The sequence below is a fragment of the Aquisphaera insulae genome (assembly GCF_011064615.1).
Lineage (GTDB): Bacteria > Planctomycetota > Planctomycetia > Isosphaerales > Isosphaeraceae > Aquisphaera > Aquisphaera insulae.
This window is the reverse complement of record NZ_JAALJH010000033.1, coordinates 25,847-42,543: the sequence shown is the minus strand read 5'-3', so window position 1 is coordinate 42,543 and position 16,697 is coordinate 25,847. Positions and strand designations below refer to the sequence as shown.

The following is a 16,697-nucleotide window of genomic DNA, read 5'->3' as shown; positions in this document are numbered from 1 at the left end:
AGAATCGCGGGGCCTCAGCCCTTGATGAGCGCAGCGAGCCGCGTCTCCTTCTCCTGAAAGAGTGTCTTCAACTCCGTGTCTTCCGGCTCGATCCTGCGGGCCTGTCGGAGTGCCTCGACTGAGGCGTTCAAGGACTTGATCAGCTCCTCCCGAGAGCGGTGGAGTCTCCACTTATGCTTGTAAACCTGGCTATGGGCCTCGCTGAGGAATTGGTAGGCGTAGGCCCAATCGGGGCGTTCCCGCACGAGTCGCTCCGCGATGGCCATGTGGAGGTCGACGGCATTCTCTTCCCGGTCGAGTTGCAAGTCCTTGCGACGGATTGCTGCCTCCGAGACCAGTACCCCGCTCAACCGATCCAACGCCCCCTTCCCGCTCCGATCGGTAACTGGCAGCGATTTCAACATTCGGAAGAGATCGCTTGTGACACGATCTGCTTCTTGTTGAATCGCACTGGCCTCGACTCGCTGGGCGTCGGCAAGGGCAGTCGAGGCTCGGGCTTCCCGGAGGAACCACGCCGCGATCCCGTTGTCAACGGATTCCAGATACCACATTTCCCGGGGCTGCTCCGACGCACCCATCGGTGGGATCGCATCGAGAATCCCATTGGCCCCGGCCCACTCCTCTTCCCGATCGGCGAGGAGGCAGGCGGTGAAGAGAATACGGTCCGGACGGTTCTTTGGGACGCCTTCGAGGAGACCGCCGAGTCGAGCCTGGAGCGACCTCGTCCGCCCCACGAGTGTCTCGTCCGCCGCGGCCATCGCTCTTTCCCTGATCCGCGTGCAATGATCGGAAATCTCCACGGCGAAACGACTCTGACGATGAGGCATTTCGGAAAGTGCCCAGGCTTCCGTAGCGGCCTGGTCGAGACAATCCATCACCTCGTCCAGGCAGCCGACTTTCAGCTCCTCGCGGCCCGCTCTCAACAGGGCATCGACCATGGCGAATCTGAGACCCTCGGATTCGGGGCGCCTCCGGATATTCTCGCGGAGGAGATCAATACACTCCCGGTTCAGGTCCCTCGCCTCATCGATCCGGCCTCTGGATTGCAGCAAGTCCTCGAGGTTTCCTTCGATTCCCGCCAGGCGACCCAGGATGGTCTCGTCGCACTGCCCGGCGGCTCTCATCAAGGAGACCTGCGGCCGCAATACGTTCAGTTGATTCTCCATCCCTTTCGTCCAGCGGCCGTTCAACTCCGTGAGGTCGTTGAGCAGGGACGCTTCCATGGTGAGGACCAGGTGCGTTGTGGTCTCGATGTGGCTTGACTCTGATGGGTGCCCTCTCGGTTCCGGCGACTCGTTTCGAGGGAGGAGGATGAGCATCGCCGCGATCAGCGCAGTCAATGCGATCCCTGCCGCCGCGAGATACCCGGAAGGCACCGGCCGCCGCAGCGTCCGCCAGGCCCGCTCGATCGTCGTGACGGGGCGGGCCTGGATGGAGAGGCCGTCGAGCCAGCGGCGGAGGTCGTCGGCCAGCGCGGAGGCCGTGGCGTAGCGGCGGCCCGGCGCCTTCTCCAGGCACTTCATCGCGATCGTCTCCAGGTCGCGAGAGATATTCGGGTTGAGCGTCCGGACGGAGGCAGGCGTCTGCAGCCGGACGCGGTCCAATGTTCCGAGGTGAGTCTCGGCCTCGAAGGGATTCCGGCCGGTCAGGAGCTCGTAGAGGATGACGCCCAGCGCCCAGACGTCGGTCGCGGGGCCGAGCGCCTTGACGTCGCCGGCCGCCTGCTCCGGGGCCATGTAGGCGGGAGTGCCGCGGGGGGCCTGCTGGCTGAGGTCCGGATCGGCGAGCGCCTCGAGCGTGAGCGACAGGCCGAAGTCCGCCACCTTCGGGACCACGTCCCGCCAGCCGCCCTCGGCGGGGCCGTCGAGGAGGATATTCGAGGGCTTGAGATCGAGGTGGAGCTGGTCGAGCGCGTGCAGGTGCCCGACCGCTCGCGCGATGACCTCGATCAATCGGGCCGCATCGCGTGTGGTCGGTCGGTCCGCCATCCGCCGCTTCAGGCTGCCGCTGGGGACGTACTCCATCACCAGGAAGAAGCGGCCGTCTTCCTCCTTGCAGTCGTGGAGCTGGACGATGTGAGGATGGTTCCCGCGGGCCGTCGCCCGCGCCTCGCGGAGCCATCGTCGCCGGGCCTTGAGCACGGCCTTATCGGAATCCGCCCCCCCCGGGAGGATCTTCAGGGCGACCAGCCGGTCGGCGTCGGGCTGGCGGGCCAGGTAGACGACCCCCATGCCGCCTCGGCCGAGCTCGTCGAGGATCTCGAACCCGCGGATCTCGGGCAGCTCCCCCTTCGGGCGGGCCCCGGGCTCGAGATCGCCGGTGGGGCCGGAGATCTCCCACATCAGCCGCCCCAGGCGTCCCTGGCAGGACTCGCACGCCGCGATGTGCGCGTCCAGCTCGGCGAGGCGATCGGGGTCATGGTCCTCGTCGCTGAGCCGCCGCAACGAATCATCCGACGGGCATTCGGGGGACATCGTCAATCCTCCGCGAAGGTCGACGCCTCGGGATCGCGCCTCGCCTCGTCGCGGAGCATCTTCAACACCCGCTGCCGGGCCTTGTAGACCGAGGCGGGGGCCAGCCCCGTCCGCCGCTTTGCCTCGACGACGTCGAGGCCCAGGACGGCCACGATCCAGAACGCCTCCCAGGTCTCCGGCAGGACGCGGAGCCGGACCGATTCCTGGATCCGGCGGGCGATCCGGCGCCGCCTGTCGAGCTCCGGAGTGCCCCCCGCCGCGTCGTCGACCGTCTCGCGGGCCGCCTGCCACGCCGCGGCCTCATCGCGCTCGTCGATCGACAGCCACCGTTCCTCGTCGCGCCTGGCGAGGAAATCGAGCCCGGTCCGCCAGGCCACCCTCCAGACCCATCCCCGGAAGCTCTGGCTGGGATCGTAGACGAAGACCTTCATCCGGTGGGCGATCTTGATCCAGGCTTGCTGGCGGAACTCCTCCACCTCGTCGTCGTGGAGCCTCTGGGCCCGGCCGCACGCCCGGACCAGCGGGTCGTACTTCGCCTGGAAGGCCCGCCAGTCATGCCGGTTGTCCCAGTCCTTGACCCCCAGCAGCAGCGAGGGCCGGGTGTCGCTCAGATCGGCGCGTTCCATCCTGTCGCCCCCGTTCAGCGTGATCTGGTCGGAACGGATCGGAAAATGGGCCGGACGTGTCCAGGGATTCGGTAGACCATGTGGCGAATGATCTGTGAGGTGCTCACAGCAAGCCAAGATGATGGCACACAGCCTAGTCCAGTGACGGTGAACTGTCAAGAAACGGCGTGAATCGAGCCTCGGGTATGCCGGCATGTTCTCCTGATGTCCCTCGGAATGGTGACGTCATCGTCGTTGCGCGGCAGAGATCATCAGCCATGATGTCGGGCGATGGTGTTCCTTAACTCATGCTGGAGCCGTTCATGAAGTTGCCTTGCCGTGTGCGACCGCTAGTGATCGGGTGCTTGCTGACTCTGTTTGCGCCTTCCCGACTGGTGAAGGCCGATATCCTCCTTGAGCGCCCGCCAACGGTACAGGACGGATACTACTACGTCTGGGGATCGAGCCTGGCACCGGCCGGCGATTCCTGGATGACGCTTGATGACATCCGCCTGTCGACCGACTCGGTCGTGACCGGGATCTCCTGGCAAGGGATGTACCTCCGGCCGGATCCCTCGACGGGGGACATCATCGATGGCACACCGAACACATACTCCTGGTATCTGGGCATCTACAAGAGCGGCGGGACCGCGTCCTTCCCCTACGACCTCGTGGCATCTCAGTTCGTGGACGCGAGCGCCGTCACCACCACCCTCGGCGGGACCACCTATTGGGGTTCCAACAAGGTCAACTACTACAACGAGTCCGTCGATCTGACGACGGGCTTCTCGCTCGAGGCGAATCAGACGTACTACCTGGCGATCTACTCCCTGGGCACGTCAACCAGCGACGGCTGGCTTTGGCTTTCCGGCACCGGGGGCAACGGGGTGTCGTACCAGTATTCAAGCGCTTATGACGCGACCTTCACGAGGGAGCTCGATCGAACCTTCACACTGACCGGGCATGCGATACCCGAGCCGCCGTCGTTCGCCTTGGTGGCGATCGGAATCCTGGGATTGGCCGGCTGGCGAGCACTTGGTGGCCGGCTGGCTTGATCCGACCGACGGCTGCGCCGGTCGGGCAAGGTGCCGGGACATCCGGTCGCCAACTCGTCCTCGGCGATTACCCGCGATGCCGCTGCATGGAGCATGGCTCTTGCGGCCGAGATCTCTCCCCCCTGGACCGAACTTACGCAGACTCAAGTCGTCAAGAGGGTCGATGGGTTACCGGCATAAGGATGCGTTCAATGGCGCTCGTCACTTGCCTCTGCTGCCCGCACTGCAAGAAGGACATCCGGACGAAGAAGATCATCACGCCCGGGGCGCTCGTGCGGTGCCCCGGTTGCGAGAACAACTTCCGGATCGCGCCTTCTCTCTCGGGCGATCATCAGATCCTCGAGGAGATCATCCCGGTCACGCCGAGGTTCCCGGTCGTGGACATCGCGGAAGCCTCCCCCCGGCCGCTGCCGCCGGCGATGTCGCCCGCTCCGTCCGGCGGCTTCATGAGGCGGTCGATGGAGCAGCTCCCTTACGAATCCAGGGCCAGGTACAAGGAGCCGTTCGGGCACTCGCGCAGCATCTTCGCGACCATGGGGGTTAGCTGCCTGGCGCTCATGGGCTATGGATTCGGCAGTTGGTACTGCGACAAGGTCGTGGAGCTGGACAACACGATCGTGAAAGCAGCTCCCGCTCGCGGCAAGAAGCTCGACCCTGACGCGGTGGCCAAGGCCGAGAAATCGAAGAAGACGGCCCCCCCGGTCGCCGATGTCCCGCCCCAGGAGGACCCGGCGAACGTCAGGACGCTGGCCCCCGGCACGGTCATGATCGGCAAGCTGCGCGTCGGGGTGGCGGAGGCGATGATCGGGTCGCTGAACCTCCCGTCCGGGAAGGCCATCGAGTGCCTGGCGCTGACGGTGCAGGTGATGAACGAGGGGGGGACGCCCTTCGCGTATAACGGGTGGACCGACAAGCCGGGGGCGATCCTCCGCAACAAGCTCGGCTACCGGTTCAACCGGATCTCGTTGCGAGCCGACGACAGCCCGCCGGGACGCTACGGCGGGGGGCCCATCGACCCGAACACGTCCGCGACCGACCTGATCGTCTTCGACAAGCCGAAGATCGTCAAGGAGAGCGCGGCGATGAACTCCCCCGACAATGAGCTCGAGCTGGACCTGCCGATCGGTTCCCAGGCGTTCAAGTTCCGCATCCCATGGACCTTCCTGAAGCCGACCAATACCGTCCTCGATACCAGGCCCCGGGTCGAGACGCAGGTGATCGTCCCCCCTCCTCCCAAGGAGCCGTTCAACCCGGAGTCCGACAGTTCCATCCGGACGGCCATCCGGCGGGAATACGATTCGGGCATGCGGAACATCCGCCATGCCATGAAGGGGATGTCGACCAACCACGCCAGCGAGTACAGGCGCGAGGCGGAGCGGGATCTCCTCACCAAGCTCGTGAAGGACTACAGCGAGTACAAGCTCACGCGGCAGCAGATCACCCGAATCCTCAAGGACATCCCCACCCCGCCCAGGAAGAACTGACGCCCGGCAGGAGCCGTGGGTGATCATCGAACCGCCGATCTCAGAACGCCAACCCTCTCGACGTGAGGCCGTACGGGGCTCCATGGTGTTGAATTCCAAGATGGACAACCCCGGCTATGGCCCATTCCTCAGGATGAGCCAGGGAGCGCCGGCCGCTCGCGGCGAGTCGGAACGGCCCTTGTTCAGGCTGGCGCTCTGGCTCGCCCGGCAGGACCCGCACGTCCTGGGCATCCGCCTGGTCGCGGCGGACGACGAGGCCGGCGGCCTGCCCATGATCCACATCGCCTTCCCGCTGGGGCACCGGAGGACGCGCGGGCCGGGCGCGCCGTTCGATCCCGCGAATCCGACGATCGCGGACCTGCTCGGGCCGGAGATCGCGGCGGGGAAGAGGCTGAACATCCAGGCAAACGGCGATTTCAGCCAGCCATTCAGCTACATCCGGATCCCGCCGAGTGTCCTGGAGGACAAGATCGAGGGGGACAGGCGAAGGTTGTCCGAGGCGATCCAGAACCTGGACCGGGAGATCCGGCCGGTCGTGGCGGCGATCCTGGCGGACGCCTCCGGCGAGATCGATCACGCGACGGTGGCCGCCCCGGCCGACTGGCAAGAGCGCCAATGGGCCGAGGGACGGGCGGGGGCGGGGGCGGGTGCGATCGGCGGCGACGCGGACACCCCCTCGACGCACGACTCGCCGGCGCCGGCCGACGATCCGGCCCGGGCGGCGAGGGAGTACCTGGCGTCGCGCGGGGTCAAGGCGGACACCGTCGCGGCCATCCGGATCACGCCCTTCGTCCGGGGCAACGAGCCGTGGCTGCGGTTCGACATCCCCCGCGGCGGCAACCTCCGCGGCGAGGTCCCGCTCCTCCTCAACGAGGCCGGCGTCAGGACCATGCGGAACACGAAGGCCGCGACCGATGAGGAGATCCTGGGCGCGATCTACTGCAAGGCCGCGGAGGTCGCCGGCCTGGCCGCCTCGGGCCAGGGCTCCATGAAGGAGTTCCAGCCCCGGAAGCACGGCCGCCACTGAGCGGAAGCACGGCGGGGACGATCTGCGTGGCGGGATCGCCGTCGCCTGCCCCTGGCCCCGATTCCTCGATAGAATGCGCCCGCGTCGCGGCCCTCGCCGTCGGATCATCCGCGGCCGCCCGCGCCGCCGCAACGCACTTCATCGAGGAGCGTCGTCATGGAGCGTGCCGAGAAGCTGATCGAGCTCTGCCGGGTCTCGACCGGGAAGAAATTCCGGCTCAAGGACCACGACCCGGACTGGGCCGGCGACTCCGACATCCCCAAGGAGGAACGGAAGGCGTACGCCAAGGAGTCGCTCACCGAGGACGTCTCCGCCCTGGCCGAGGCGCAGGACCGGCTCTATGCGTCGGATAGCTGGTCCATCCTGATGATCTTCCAGGCGATGGACGCCGCCGGCAAGGACTCCACGATCAAGCACGTCATGTCGGGCGTGAACCCCCAGGGATGCCAGGTCTTCAGCTTCAAGCACCCCTCGACCGAGGAACTCGACCACAACTTCCTCTGGCGGTACACCCGGGCCCTCCCCGAGCGGGGGCGGATCGGGATCTTCAACCGGTCGTACTACGAGGAGGTCCTGATCGTTCGCGTCCACCCGGAGCTCGCCCAGGCGGAACGCCTGCCCGACGCGAAGATCAACGGCAAGTTCTGGGAGGCCCGGTTCGAGGACATCAACAACCTCGAGCGGCATCTCACCCGCAACGGCACGGTCGTCCTCAAGTTCTTCCTGAACATCGACAAGGACGAGCAGCGCAAGCGGTTCCTCAAGCGGCTCGACGATCCCCGCAAGCACTGGAAGTTCAGCTCGGCGGACATCACCGAGCGCGGCTTCTGGGACGACTACATGGTCGCCTACGAGCAGGCGATCGCCGCCACCAGCACCAAGTGGGCCCCCTGGCACGTCATCCCCGCCAACCACAAATGGGTCGCCCGCGCCCTGGTCGCCCGGATCCTCGTCTCGGCGATCGACGGCCTGAAGGTGGGCTATCCGGAGGTCACCCCCGCCCAGGAGGAGGCCATCGAGGCGGGCCGCAAGCAGCTCGAGGCGGAGGCCGAGGGAGGCGATTGACGTCCGCCGGCGGCGCCCGGTGCGTTGCGATGGCCCGACGGCGCCCCTTAGGATGGTCACTGCGTCGGAGCGAGGCGAGGCCCGGCCGCGAGGGCCGGACTCCTCCCGCGAAGGCGAAGGGGGGGATGCCATGGCGATTTCGTCCGGGCGGTCGGGAAGGTCCTCCGGCCCGTGCTCGCGTGCGCTGGCGGCGATGATGACGGTGATGCTCGGCGCGGGAGACGCGGGTGCCGGGGACGTCGGCCCCACTCAACGGGAGATCGTCCTGAGGGCGATGCGGGACCGGCCCGGCGACCCGTGGCCGAGGGGCAGGGCTCACGTCGTGCTGGCCGTGCCCGGCAGCCAGCAGGCGGAGAAGGGATACCTCGAGCCGGGCGGGAGCGCCAGCCCCGCGGTGGGCAGCTTCGGCGTGTCCATCTGGGGCCGGGACGCCGCGGGGAACCTGCGGACGACGAGCGACGGCGTGCCGATGGATGGCGTCCGTCAGCGGCTCAGTTGGCCGAACCCCGGCGGCATCCCCTCGATCGCGACGACCACCACCGACTACGAGGCGACGTGGTCCTGTCGCGATTCCGGGGACCTGGTGCTCGATCTCGCCCCTCAGGGGAATGGCGGGCGGCTGGAGGTGGCCGTGCGGAGCGTCGGGCCGGCCGGCGGCCCGATCACGAAGATCGCCTTCGACGACGGATCCCTGACGGTCAACGATCGCTGGGCGGCGACCATCGATCCCGCCCCCGTCGCCGTTGCGGTCGGTCATGAAGGCGACCCCGGCTGGAGGGATGGCCGCACGTCCTCGAGGCGCTGGGAAGGTTCGGACGGCTGGGGTTTCGCCCGGCTGGGCCTCGAGGCCGGCCGGCCCGCCCGGCTGACGCTCCACCAACTGGCCCGGCGGCAGCCTTCCCCGTTGCGGTATCCGGCCGTGCGTTCCACGCTCGAATTGAATCTCCCGGACCCGCGGTTCAAGGAGAGCCTGGACGCCCAGGTCGCCCACCTGATGATGGGGCTGCTCGACCGGGGCAGGCTCGGCGCGTGAGAAAACCCCGGCGAACGCCCAGGTCGCCCACCTGATGATGGGGCTGCTCGACCTCCGGACGCCGCCGGGAGAGCCCACCAACTATCCCCTGGCCTGGCAGCGCGACGGCGCGACGGTCGTCGCGGGGCTGGTCCGCGCCGGCCAGGTCGAGGTCGCCCGCCAGCTCGCCGTCTATTTCGCCGAGAACGACTTCTTCGGCGGCTTCGGGGCCGAGGGGGATGCACCCGGCCAGGGGCTGCGCGTGATGGAGGACGTGGCCGTCCGTGTGGGCGACCCGGGCTTCGACGCCCGGCTCTGGCCGCATGCACGCCGCAAGGTGGAGCTCATCCTCCGGATGGCCTCCACGGACCGGCCCATCCGCATGCCGTACGTCGGCCCGATCGTGCCCATCAATCAGAAGCGGGACGACCTCGACCTGGTCTGCGAGCCGGCGAAGGACGGCCGGATCGTCGGGCGGATGGACTTCGGCCGCCCCGTATCCTACGTCACGGGCATCAGCTACCGAGGGCTCGTCTCGGCGGCCGCGCTGGCGCGGCGGCTGAAGCACGACGAGGAGTCTCGGCGGTGGCTGGACGCCGCGGATCGCCTGCGGCAGGCGTGGCTCCGGGCGCCCCAATGGGGAGAGGACCGGACCTACATCTCGGGCCTCTGGCCGACCTGGGCCGCCGCCCCGATCAAGGAGGAATTTGGCGATCGACTGGGGGCCCGCTCCGACCCCGCTCGGTATCTCCCCTGGACCTACTTCGGCGCGGCGGTCGCCCACCAGTGGCTGCCGCTGGGCCGCCCCGAACGCGCCTGGGAAAGCCTGGGGTGGTTCTGGGATCACCAGACCTCGCCGGGCCTGTACACCTGGTGGGAAGGCGATGGAGAGGAGAATACGTTCCACCTCTGGGAGGGCATCCGCGGCTGGGTGAAGCCTCCACACATCACGCCGCACTACTGGACCGCGGGCGAGATCCTGGCGCTTCAGGTGGAGATGCTCGCCTACGTGGACGAGTCGGGGCCGGAGCCGGTCCTCGTGATCGGCGGCGGCATCCCCAGTCCCTGGGTCGACAGGGCGATGAGCGCCCGGGGGCTCCCGACGAGCCTGGGCGTGGTGGATTGGAGCTGGAAGGATCGCCGGATGGAGGTGCACGTGTCCGGCTCGAAACCCGCGATCCGCCTCGGCCCCTCCTTCGTCGCGGCGACCAGGTAGGCGACGCCGGGGGGGCGCGGCGTGGAACCCCGGGCGGGCCCCGGGGCGCTTTGACGCTTCTTACAAAGCCGGCCCCCGGCAGAGTCAAACTTTCAATCATCGGCAGCAAGGCGAGGCTGGCATTGCCTTTTTCCGGGCTTTGGTCAGAATGCCGCGACCTCCACGCAAGGCATCTCCGCGAGGCGAGACCACGGACCGATCCCACCCACCCTAGGCACTCGGGGAAGTTCCCGTATGGGGCACTGTTAGCGAAGGAACGGCTCCGCCCGCGACGGGGCGGGACGCGATGATCGAGCGATGCGCGAGCCGTCGGCGGAAATGGAATGACGCCGAGGGCACCGGCAAGGGACCGGGGCGAATCGCGAGTCGGAGGGGCAGAAGGGGCAACCCGGGCGGACGACCCGAGCGATCGGGCCGGCCGACCGGCGATGCCGAGCAAGGCAGGGCAGAGCTAGGCAAGGAGGCGCAGGCCCATGGCACGCTGGTTCGTCGACCGTCAGCCGCAGCGGGGGATCCCCTCGGTGAGCCTGAGGAGGCTGCTCCCGGAAGCCCGGTTCGTGGGCTGCCCCGACTGGGAGGTCTCCGGCTGCACGGACGACCACAGGCGGCTCGATCCCGGGCAGGTCTTCGTGGCGATCCGCGACGCCCGCTATGACGGGCAGGCCTACGTGGGCGAGGCCCTGGACCGGGGGGCCGCGGGCGTGGTCGTGGAGCGGCATTGCCCGGAGGCCGGGCGGCTCCAGGTGATCGTCGACGACGCCCGGACCGCCCACGCGCGGATCTGCCAGGCCCTCGCCGGCGACCCCTCGCGGCAGATGGAGACCATCGGCGTCACCGGGACCTACGGCAAGACGATCGCCAGCCTCTTCATCCGCTCCATCCTCGAGGCGAGCGGCCGTCGTTGCGGGCTGATCGGCGCCCTGGAATGGTCGGACGGCCTGGCCAGCCGCCCCATGGGAGCGGGGATCGGCCAGCCCGGGCTGATCGGGCCCGACATGGCCGCTTCCGGCGCCGGCGGCACCGCGGCCCGGCTCCGGACCCCCGGCAAGGGGCCCTGGCCCGGGGGCGCGGCCGGGCTCGCCTCGATCCTCGCCTACATGGTGGACCAGAACTGCTCCGCGGGCGTCGTCGAGGCCTCCAGCGGGGCCCTCGAGGGCCGCTGCTTCGAGGGCGTCGAGTTCCAGGCCGCGATCGCGACCGACGTGGGCGTCCCCCTGGGAATCCCCACCGAGGTCGCCCTCCGGAAGCGCCGCGCCAAGGCCAAGCTCTTCCAGAAGGTCGCCCCGGGCGGCCTCGCGGTCGTCAACGCCGACGATCCGCACGCCGAGATCCTGGGCGGCGTCAACCTGCTGGCCCGCCGCCTGAGCTACGGGACGGCGGAGCCCGCCGGGGTGGACGTCTGGGGGCGGATCGATCGCATGGACGCCTCCGGGACGCGGTTCATCCTCCACGGCTTCGGCCGGCCGGTCCCGGTGGATCTCCGGCTGATCGGCCCGCGCCACGTGAGCCATGCCCTGGCCGCCGCGACGCTCGCCCTGGGCCTGGATCTCGACCGCGAGGCCGTGGTCGCCGGCCTGGAGGGAGTCGCCAACGTCGCCGGCCATCTCGAGGCCGTCCACGAGGGCCAGGGCTTCGACGTCCGGATCGACGCGGCCGACGCCGCCATGCCGCTGGGCCAGGCGCTGGCGTCGCTCCGCGCCATCGCGGCCGGCCACATCCATCTCGTCCTCAGCGGCGAGGGGAACCAGGAGGCGGCCGACCGCCGCTCCCTGGCGGAGGCCGCCGAACGGGGCGCCGATCGGGTGATCCTCACGCTCGGCAACCCCCGGACCGAAGAGCCCGACGCCATCCTTGATGAACTGCTGGGCGGCTTCCGCCGGCCCGGGAAGGTCCGGGTCCTGCCCGACCGCCGGTCCGCCATCGAGGCCGCCCTCGCCGATGCCCGGCCCGGAGACGCCGTGCTGATCGCCGGCAAGGGCCGCAATGCCTACCAGATCCTCGCCGACCGCATCATCCCCTTCGACGATTTCGCCGTCGCTCGCGCGTGGCTTCGCGGGCCCCACGCCCTCCCCCCCGCTCGCACCCGGCTCCCCGCATGAATCAACCCTCGTGCTGCCCCCAGGGATTCGCGACGCGGCCACGGCCGGGAGATTTCACGTGGCCCCGGCACTGGTTCTTAACGTCTTTTAAGAAAAGGACTTGGGAGGCGATTGGCTGGTCGGAAGCCGGGAAAAACGGGACGAAACGCCTCTCTCTGACAATTGTCTCGCGTCGTTCTTACGTATAGAATGACATGTGCCACGCATGGCAGCGGTCATACCCACCGGGCGAGCCCTCCTCGCCCCTTGTGAAGCTCGCGGCGATGTCCGCGCCACCTTCAAGATTTGTGGTCGTGCTCCGAAGCTACTGGTGAACTCCTTGCGAGCCTCTCGTGTCCGCCTGGGCATCGGGATGCGATAGGAGTTCGCGGGGGCAAGGCTGCCATGCCGCTAACGCTTAACTAAGGAAAGAGTCACAAGGACGTCTTATCATGACCAGGACCCTAATCAAACGACCGAGCCGTCATCCGTCCCCCTCCGATCTCCCCCCGAGGACCGAGGGCCGTGCCATGGGTTCGCCTCCGAATCTCCGCCACGACCCGGCCGATCTGGCCGCCGCGCTCCGCTCCGTGACCACGCGAGCCCACCGGGCCGTGAAGGATGCCGGGTCGAGCCCGAATCCCGGCAACCGTGAGGAGCTGACCGCGTTACAGGTGGCCGTCCAGGAGCTCGAGAACGAGTTCCGCAGCCAGAATCTCGGCCGTCTTGTCCCCTTCGTCGTCTCGCTTCGGCGGAAGATCGACGCCAGGCTTTGCTGAATCGCGCCCGCCCTCCAGCCCTGCCTATCTTGCCCGCCCCGTTTCCACGGCTCATTTCCTGTTCCTGCGGGGCGTCACCAGTGCATCACATAGCCGCCGTCGACGTTCAGGGTCTGGCCGGTGATGTTCCGGCCCCGGTGGCTGGCGAGGAAGACGGCCATCGCGGCAATGTCCTCGGGCTGCTGCCAGCGGTTCAGGGGGACGAGCTGCTTGATCTTGGCCGCCGCCCAGTCCTCGTAGCTCTGCCGTGATTCCTCCGGCTGACGACGGTTCCAGGCATCCCAGGTCGAGCGGTTCAGGGGCGTCTGAACCATCCCGGGGCAGAGCGCATTGACGCGCACGCCGTGGGGGGCCAGGTCCTTCGCGGCGCACTGGGCGAAGTTGATCAGCCCGGCCTTCGAGGCGCTATAGGGGGGATCGGTCTGAGAGCCGATCTGTCCGGCGACCGAGGCGAGGAAGAGCATCGACCCGTCCTTCGTCTCCACGAGCAGGGGAGCGAACGCGTGCGCCACGGCCACGGCGCCGATGAGGTTGACGCGGAGGACCCGGTCCCAGTCGTCGGGATCGAGGTTCCAGAAGGGGAAGCCGAACTTCCCGGAGCCGATCGCCACGGCGAAGACGACGTGGTCGCAGCGGCCGAGGTCGCCACGGATGGAATCGGCCGCGCGACGAATCGCGGCATGGTCGGTGACGTCGGCGACGATCCCGAGCGCCCTCCCGGTGCCGCCGGTCGCCTCCAATCTCCCGGCCACCTCCGCCACCCGCGGGTCCCGATCGATGGCCGCGACGCACGCCCCCTCCGCCGCGAACGCCACGGCGATCGCCTCGCCGATCCCCCTGGCGGCGCCGAGGACCGCCACGACCTGGCCGTTCAATCCCAGATCCATCGCGTTGACTCCTGGACTTGCCTGGAGGCCGTTCGCACGACCAGGCCTCCGTGAGTAGAATATTCCGAGGCTCTGGAGCCCGATGACCCTAACCAGGTCTCTTGCGAATCATGATCGAACGGCTGTACGTCCACAACTACCGTTGCTTCGAGAACTTCTCCCTCGACCTGGCGGGACGGCCGTCTTGCCTGATCATCGGCAAGAACGGATCGGGGAAGTCCACGCTCCGCGAGGCGCTGGGTGTACTCCAGAAGATCGCCCGGGGGACGAATCGGGTTCGCGACCTCATCGAGCCTGGCGACTTCACCCAGGATCGCAGGGACGTGATGATGCGGTTCGCGGTGGACGTGCGGCTCGAGGAGAAGCTCTTCGAGTATTCCATCGCCTTCGAGTTACCATCGAACCATCGCGAAGCCAGGGTGGTCGAGGAATCCCTGCTGGTCGACGGCCGAGAGATCTTCGTTCGGCGTCTGTCGAAAGTCCACCTCGAGAGGGGTGTGAGTTTCGGTGCCGACTGGCATGTGGTCGTGCTGCCGGTGGTTTTCGAGGAGCCCGGGGAGCGTTCCATCCATCGCATCCGCTCCTTCCTCGGCTCGATGCTCCTCCTCTCTCCGTCGCCGTCCAGAATGTCGGGTTTCTCCGAACGAGAGTCATGGAAGCTTGAGCCGGACGCGAGCAATTTCTCATCCTGGCTGAACGCGATCCTCGGCCGCTTCCCCGCGGCTTACGCCATCATGGAGTCGTACCTGAAATCGACGATCTTGGATTTCCACTCCTTCGAGAATGTCCCTCGTGGCGAGGACGGCAGGCAATTGCGAGTCCGCTTCGAGGACAGCAATGGGGGAGGCTCCCTCTCCATCGATTTCGGTCGACTCTCCGATGGAGAGAAGTCCTTCTTCCTGAGCGCACTGATTACAGCCGCGAGCAAGGCGGGCGATCCGATCTCCTGCTTCTGGGACGAGCCCGACCATCATCTGTCGATCTCCGAGGTCGGTCATTTCGTCGCGGAACTGCGGCGAATCGGCAACCGTCGGGGTCAACTGATCGCCACCTCCCATCATCCGACGACCATCCGCAGCTTCTCCGACGAGAACACCCTCGTCTTCCATCGAAACTCTCACCTCGAGCCCACCATCGTCCGCCCTCTCACGGATTTCCCCTATCAGGGCGACCTCATCGAGGCGATGGCACGCGATGAGGTCATCGGATGAGCGTCAACCGCTACAAGGATCACGTCTACGTCATTCCCGAGGACGATGCGGATCGACAGATCATCAATGGCTTCCTGACGCATGACGCGGTTGCCTTGCGCCCTATCGAGGTGAGGGGACCCGCCGGCGGTTGGCCCAGAGTGCAGTCCACGTTCGTGGAAGAATACGTCCCGCTGCTCCGCAAGTGGCCCCGCACGCACGTCATCATGGTCATCGATTTCGATGAGGACGTCGGGCGCCGGAGTCTGTTCGATGAGGCGATTCCCGAGGACCTGCGACATCGGGTCTTCCTGATCGGCTCCGCAAGCACACCGGAGAAACTCCGGTCCGCACTCGGCAAGTCCTTCGAGGAAATCGGCCGGCAGGTTGCGGAAGACTGCCTCCGGGAGGTTCCCGATCCGATATGGCTTCATGACCTGCTGAAGGACAATGAGGCCGAGTTCCAACGATTGGGCCAGACGGTCCGGCCCATCGTCCTGCCGGGGCGCTGACGGTCGTCGCTACAAATAGCTCAGCCAGGTCAGGTCCTTCCTCCGTTGCCTCAGTCGAGCGTACCACCGGCAGGGGAGGTAGAGGATCGCGACGGCGAGGAGCCACATGGCGTAGGCGAAGCCGAGGCTGTAGGAAGGGAAGGGCACATCGAAGGGGGCACCCGTCCACGGGGCCGGCCGGCCGTTGACCAGGCCGGCGGCGATGGCCAGGAGGTGCAGCAGCGGCCACTGGAGCACGTAATAGAAAAGCGGCACGCGGCCCAGGGTCGAGAGCAACCGGCGGAGCCTGCCGGCGAGTCCCTCGCGGCCTGCGCCGGAGGTCGGTCCGTCCTCCTGAGAAGCATCCAGCGCCGCCAGGATGAGCAACCCCGGGCCGAGGGTCATCAGCACATAGATCAGGCTGGGCGGGTACTTCTGGCAGTTGAGGAACGCCATCAGGGTCTTCATCGCCGAATCCTGGGCGTGGAACGGAACCGGATCCCCGTACACCGCGAGGAGCCGCAACGCGAGGAAGGCCAGGCAGGCCGCGAGCCCGAGCGCGGCCGTCCGTCGGATCCGCGTCGGGCGGGCCCGGGCCAGCACGGTCCCGAAGGCGTACCCCAGGCACATGATGCCGAACCAGGGGAGCAGCGGATAGGCCACGAACCATCGCACCCCGTCCGCGAGCGAGATCGGGCCGGGGCGAAGCAGCAGCGCGAACCACCAGGGAATGGCCCGATCGGGAGGGCCTGCAGTAGGCTGGCCGGCGGCGAGGTCGAGCAGGTTGTGGCCGAGCACGATGAAGCCGCCGACGGTGCCTATCACGACCGGCGAGAAGCCCATCCCCACGAGCGCCGCGAGCGCGACCATCGCCAGGCCGATCACCCAGATGACCTGGAGGAACATGCCGTCGAGGCCCCACCCGAAGAAGATGCCCAGGCGGACGAGCGTCAGCTCGACGACCATGAGGAAGAGCCCGCGCGAGGCCAGGAACCGCGCCAGCGACCGGGCGTCCGGCTCCTTGCCGAGCGCCCGCATCAGGTAGGCGGATGCACCCGCCAGGAAGACGAACAGGGGGGCGCAGAAGTGGGTGATCCAGCGGGTGAAGTACAGCGGGAGCGTCGAGGTCTGCGGATCCATGGGATCCGCCTGAATGTCCGTGAAGAAGTCCCGGGTGTGGTCCAGCAGCATCAGGACCATGATGATCCCGCGGAGCGTGTCGACCGACGTCAGCCGGCCCCCCGCCGCACCAACCTCGACGGCGGTGGACTCGTCCGCGGTCACGGCCGCTTCGATTTCGATACCCGGATCGGTCGGAGTCTGCATCCGAGGAG

Annotated in this window: 14 protein-coding genes; 10 read left to right on the top strand and 4 right to left on the bottom strand. The window is 67.7% G+C overall.

What is annotated here, in order from left to right:
* Window positions 1-14: 14 nt before the first annotated feature.
* Window positions 15-2,474, bottom strand: a complete 2,460-nt coding sequence (locus tag G6O54_RS18250) for a serine/threonine-protein kinase (protein ID WP_165227095.1) — start codon at window positions 2,472-2,474, stop codon at window positions 15-17.
* A 2-nt stretch (window positions 2,475-2,476) separates the two neighbouring features.
* Window positions 2,477-3,100, bottom strand: a complete 624-nt coding sequence (locus tag G6O54_RS18245; protein WP_165227094.1) for a sigma factor — start codon at window positions 3,098-3,100, stop codon at window positions 2,477-2,479.
* A 344-nt stretch (window positions 3,101-3,444) separates the two neighbouring features.
* Here G6O54_RS18245 and G6O54_RS18240 point away from each other — a divergent pair, with 344 nt between their 5' ends.
* The 8 genes from G6O54_RS18240 to G6O54_RS18205 all read left to right on the top strand — a co-directional run bounded on the left by G6O54_RS18240 (window position 3,445) and on the right by G6O54_RS18205 (window position 12,795).
* Window positions 3,445-4,134 carry a PEP-CTERM sorting domain-containing protein gene (locus G6O54_RS18240; protein WP_165227093.1) on the top strand — a complete coding sequence of 230 codons (690 nt, stop codon included), beginning with the start codon at window positions 3,445-3,447 and terminating at the stop codon, window positions 4,132-4,134.
* A gap of 191 nt (window positions 4,135-4,325) precedes the next feature.
* Window positions 4,326-5,618, top strand: a complete 1,293-nt coding sequence (locus tag G6O54_RS18235; protein ID WP_165227092.1) for a hypothetical protein — start codon at window positions 4,326-4,328, stop codon at window positions 5,616-5,618.
* Between the two features lie 82 nt (window positions 5,619-5,700).
* Entirely contained in the window at window positions 5,701-6,645 is a 945-nt protein-coding gene (locus G6O54_RS18230; protein ID WP_165227091.1) for a hypothetical protein, read from the top strand.
* A 156-nt stretch (window positions 6,646-6,801) separates the two neighbouring features.
* A complete protein-coding gene (locus G6O54_RS18225) occupies window positions 6,802-7,710 on the top strand; it encodes a polyphosphate kinase 2 family protein (RefSeq protein WP_165227090.1) in 909 nt (302 codons plus the stop codon).
* A gap of 130 nt (window positions 7,711-7,840) precedes the next feature.
* Entirely contained in the window at window positions 7,841-8,743 is a 903-nt protein-coding gene (locus tag G6O54_RS18220; protein ID WP_165227089.1) for a hypothetical protein, read from the top strand.
* A 34-nt stretch (window positions 8,744-8,777) separates the two neighbouring features.
* The gene (locus G6O54_RS18215) at window positions 8,778-9,938 is read left to right on the top strand and encodes a hypothetical protein (RefSeq protein WP_165227088.1); all 1,161 of its coding nucleotides are present in this window, start codon (window positions 8,778-8,780) and stop codon (window positions 9,936-9,938) included.
* Between the two features lie 473 nt (window positions 9,939-10,411).
* Complete coding sequence (locus G6O54_RS37965) at window positions 10,412-12,037, top strand: Mur ligase family protein (protein ID WP_165227087.1); 1,626 nt, start codon at window positions 10,412-10,414, stop codon at window positions 12,035-12,037.
* A 509-nt stretch (window positions 12,038-12,546) separates the two neighbouring features.
* On the top strand, window positions 12,547-12,795 hold the full coding sequence (locus G6O54_RS18205; protein ID WP_165227086.1) for a hypothetical protein: 249 nt from the start codon (window positions 12,547-12,549) through the stop codon (window positions 12,793-12,795).
* Window positions 12,796-12,869: 74 nt separating this feature from the next.
* On the opposite strand, the gene G6O54_RS18200 is transcribed toward G6O54_RS18205, so the two are convergent.
* Window positions 12,870-13,682, bottom strand: coding sequence for an SDR family NAD(P)-dependent oxidoreductase (locus tag G6O54_RS18200; RefSeq protein ID WP_165227085.1), 813 nt, complete (start codon window positions 13,680-13,682; stop codon window positions 12,870-12,872).
* 110 nt (window positions 13,683-13,792) lie between these two features.
* Here G6O54_RS18200 and G6O54_RS18195 point away from each other — a divergent pair, with 110 nt between their 5' ends.
* Entirely contained in the window at window positions 13,793-14,893 is a 1,101-nt protein-coding gene (locus G6O54_RS18195; protein WP_165227084.1) for an AAA family ATPase, read from the top strand.
* Window positions 14,890-15,384 carry a hypothetical protein gene (locus G6O54_RS18190; RefSeq protein ID WP_165227083.1) on the top strand — a complete coding sequence of 165 codons (495 nt, stop codon included), beginning with the start codon at window positions 14,890-14,892 and terminating at the stop codon, window positions 15,382-15,384. The genes G6O54_RS18195 and G6O54_RS18190 overlap by 4 nt, the downstream gene beginning before the upstream one ends.
* Window positions 15,385-15,393: 9 nt before the next feature.
* Here the strand turns inward: G6O54_RS18190 and G6O54_RS18185 are convergent, their stop codons facing one another.
* On the bottom strand, window positions 15,394-16,689 hold the full coding sequence (locus G6O54_RS18185) for an acetyltransferase domain-containing protein (RefSeq protein WP_165227082.1): 1,296 nt from the start codon (window positions 16,687-16,689) through the stop codon (window positions 15,394-15,396).
* Window positions 16,690-16,697: the final 8 nt, after the last annotated feature.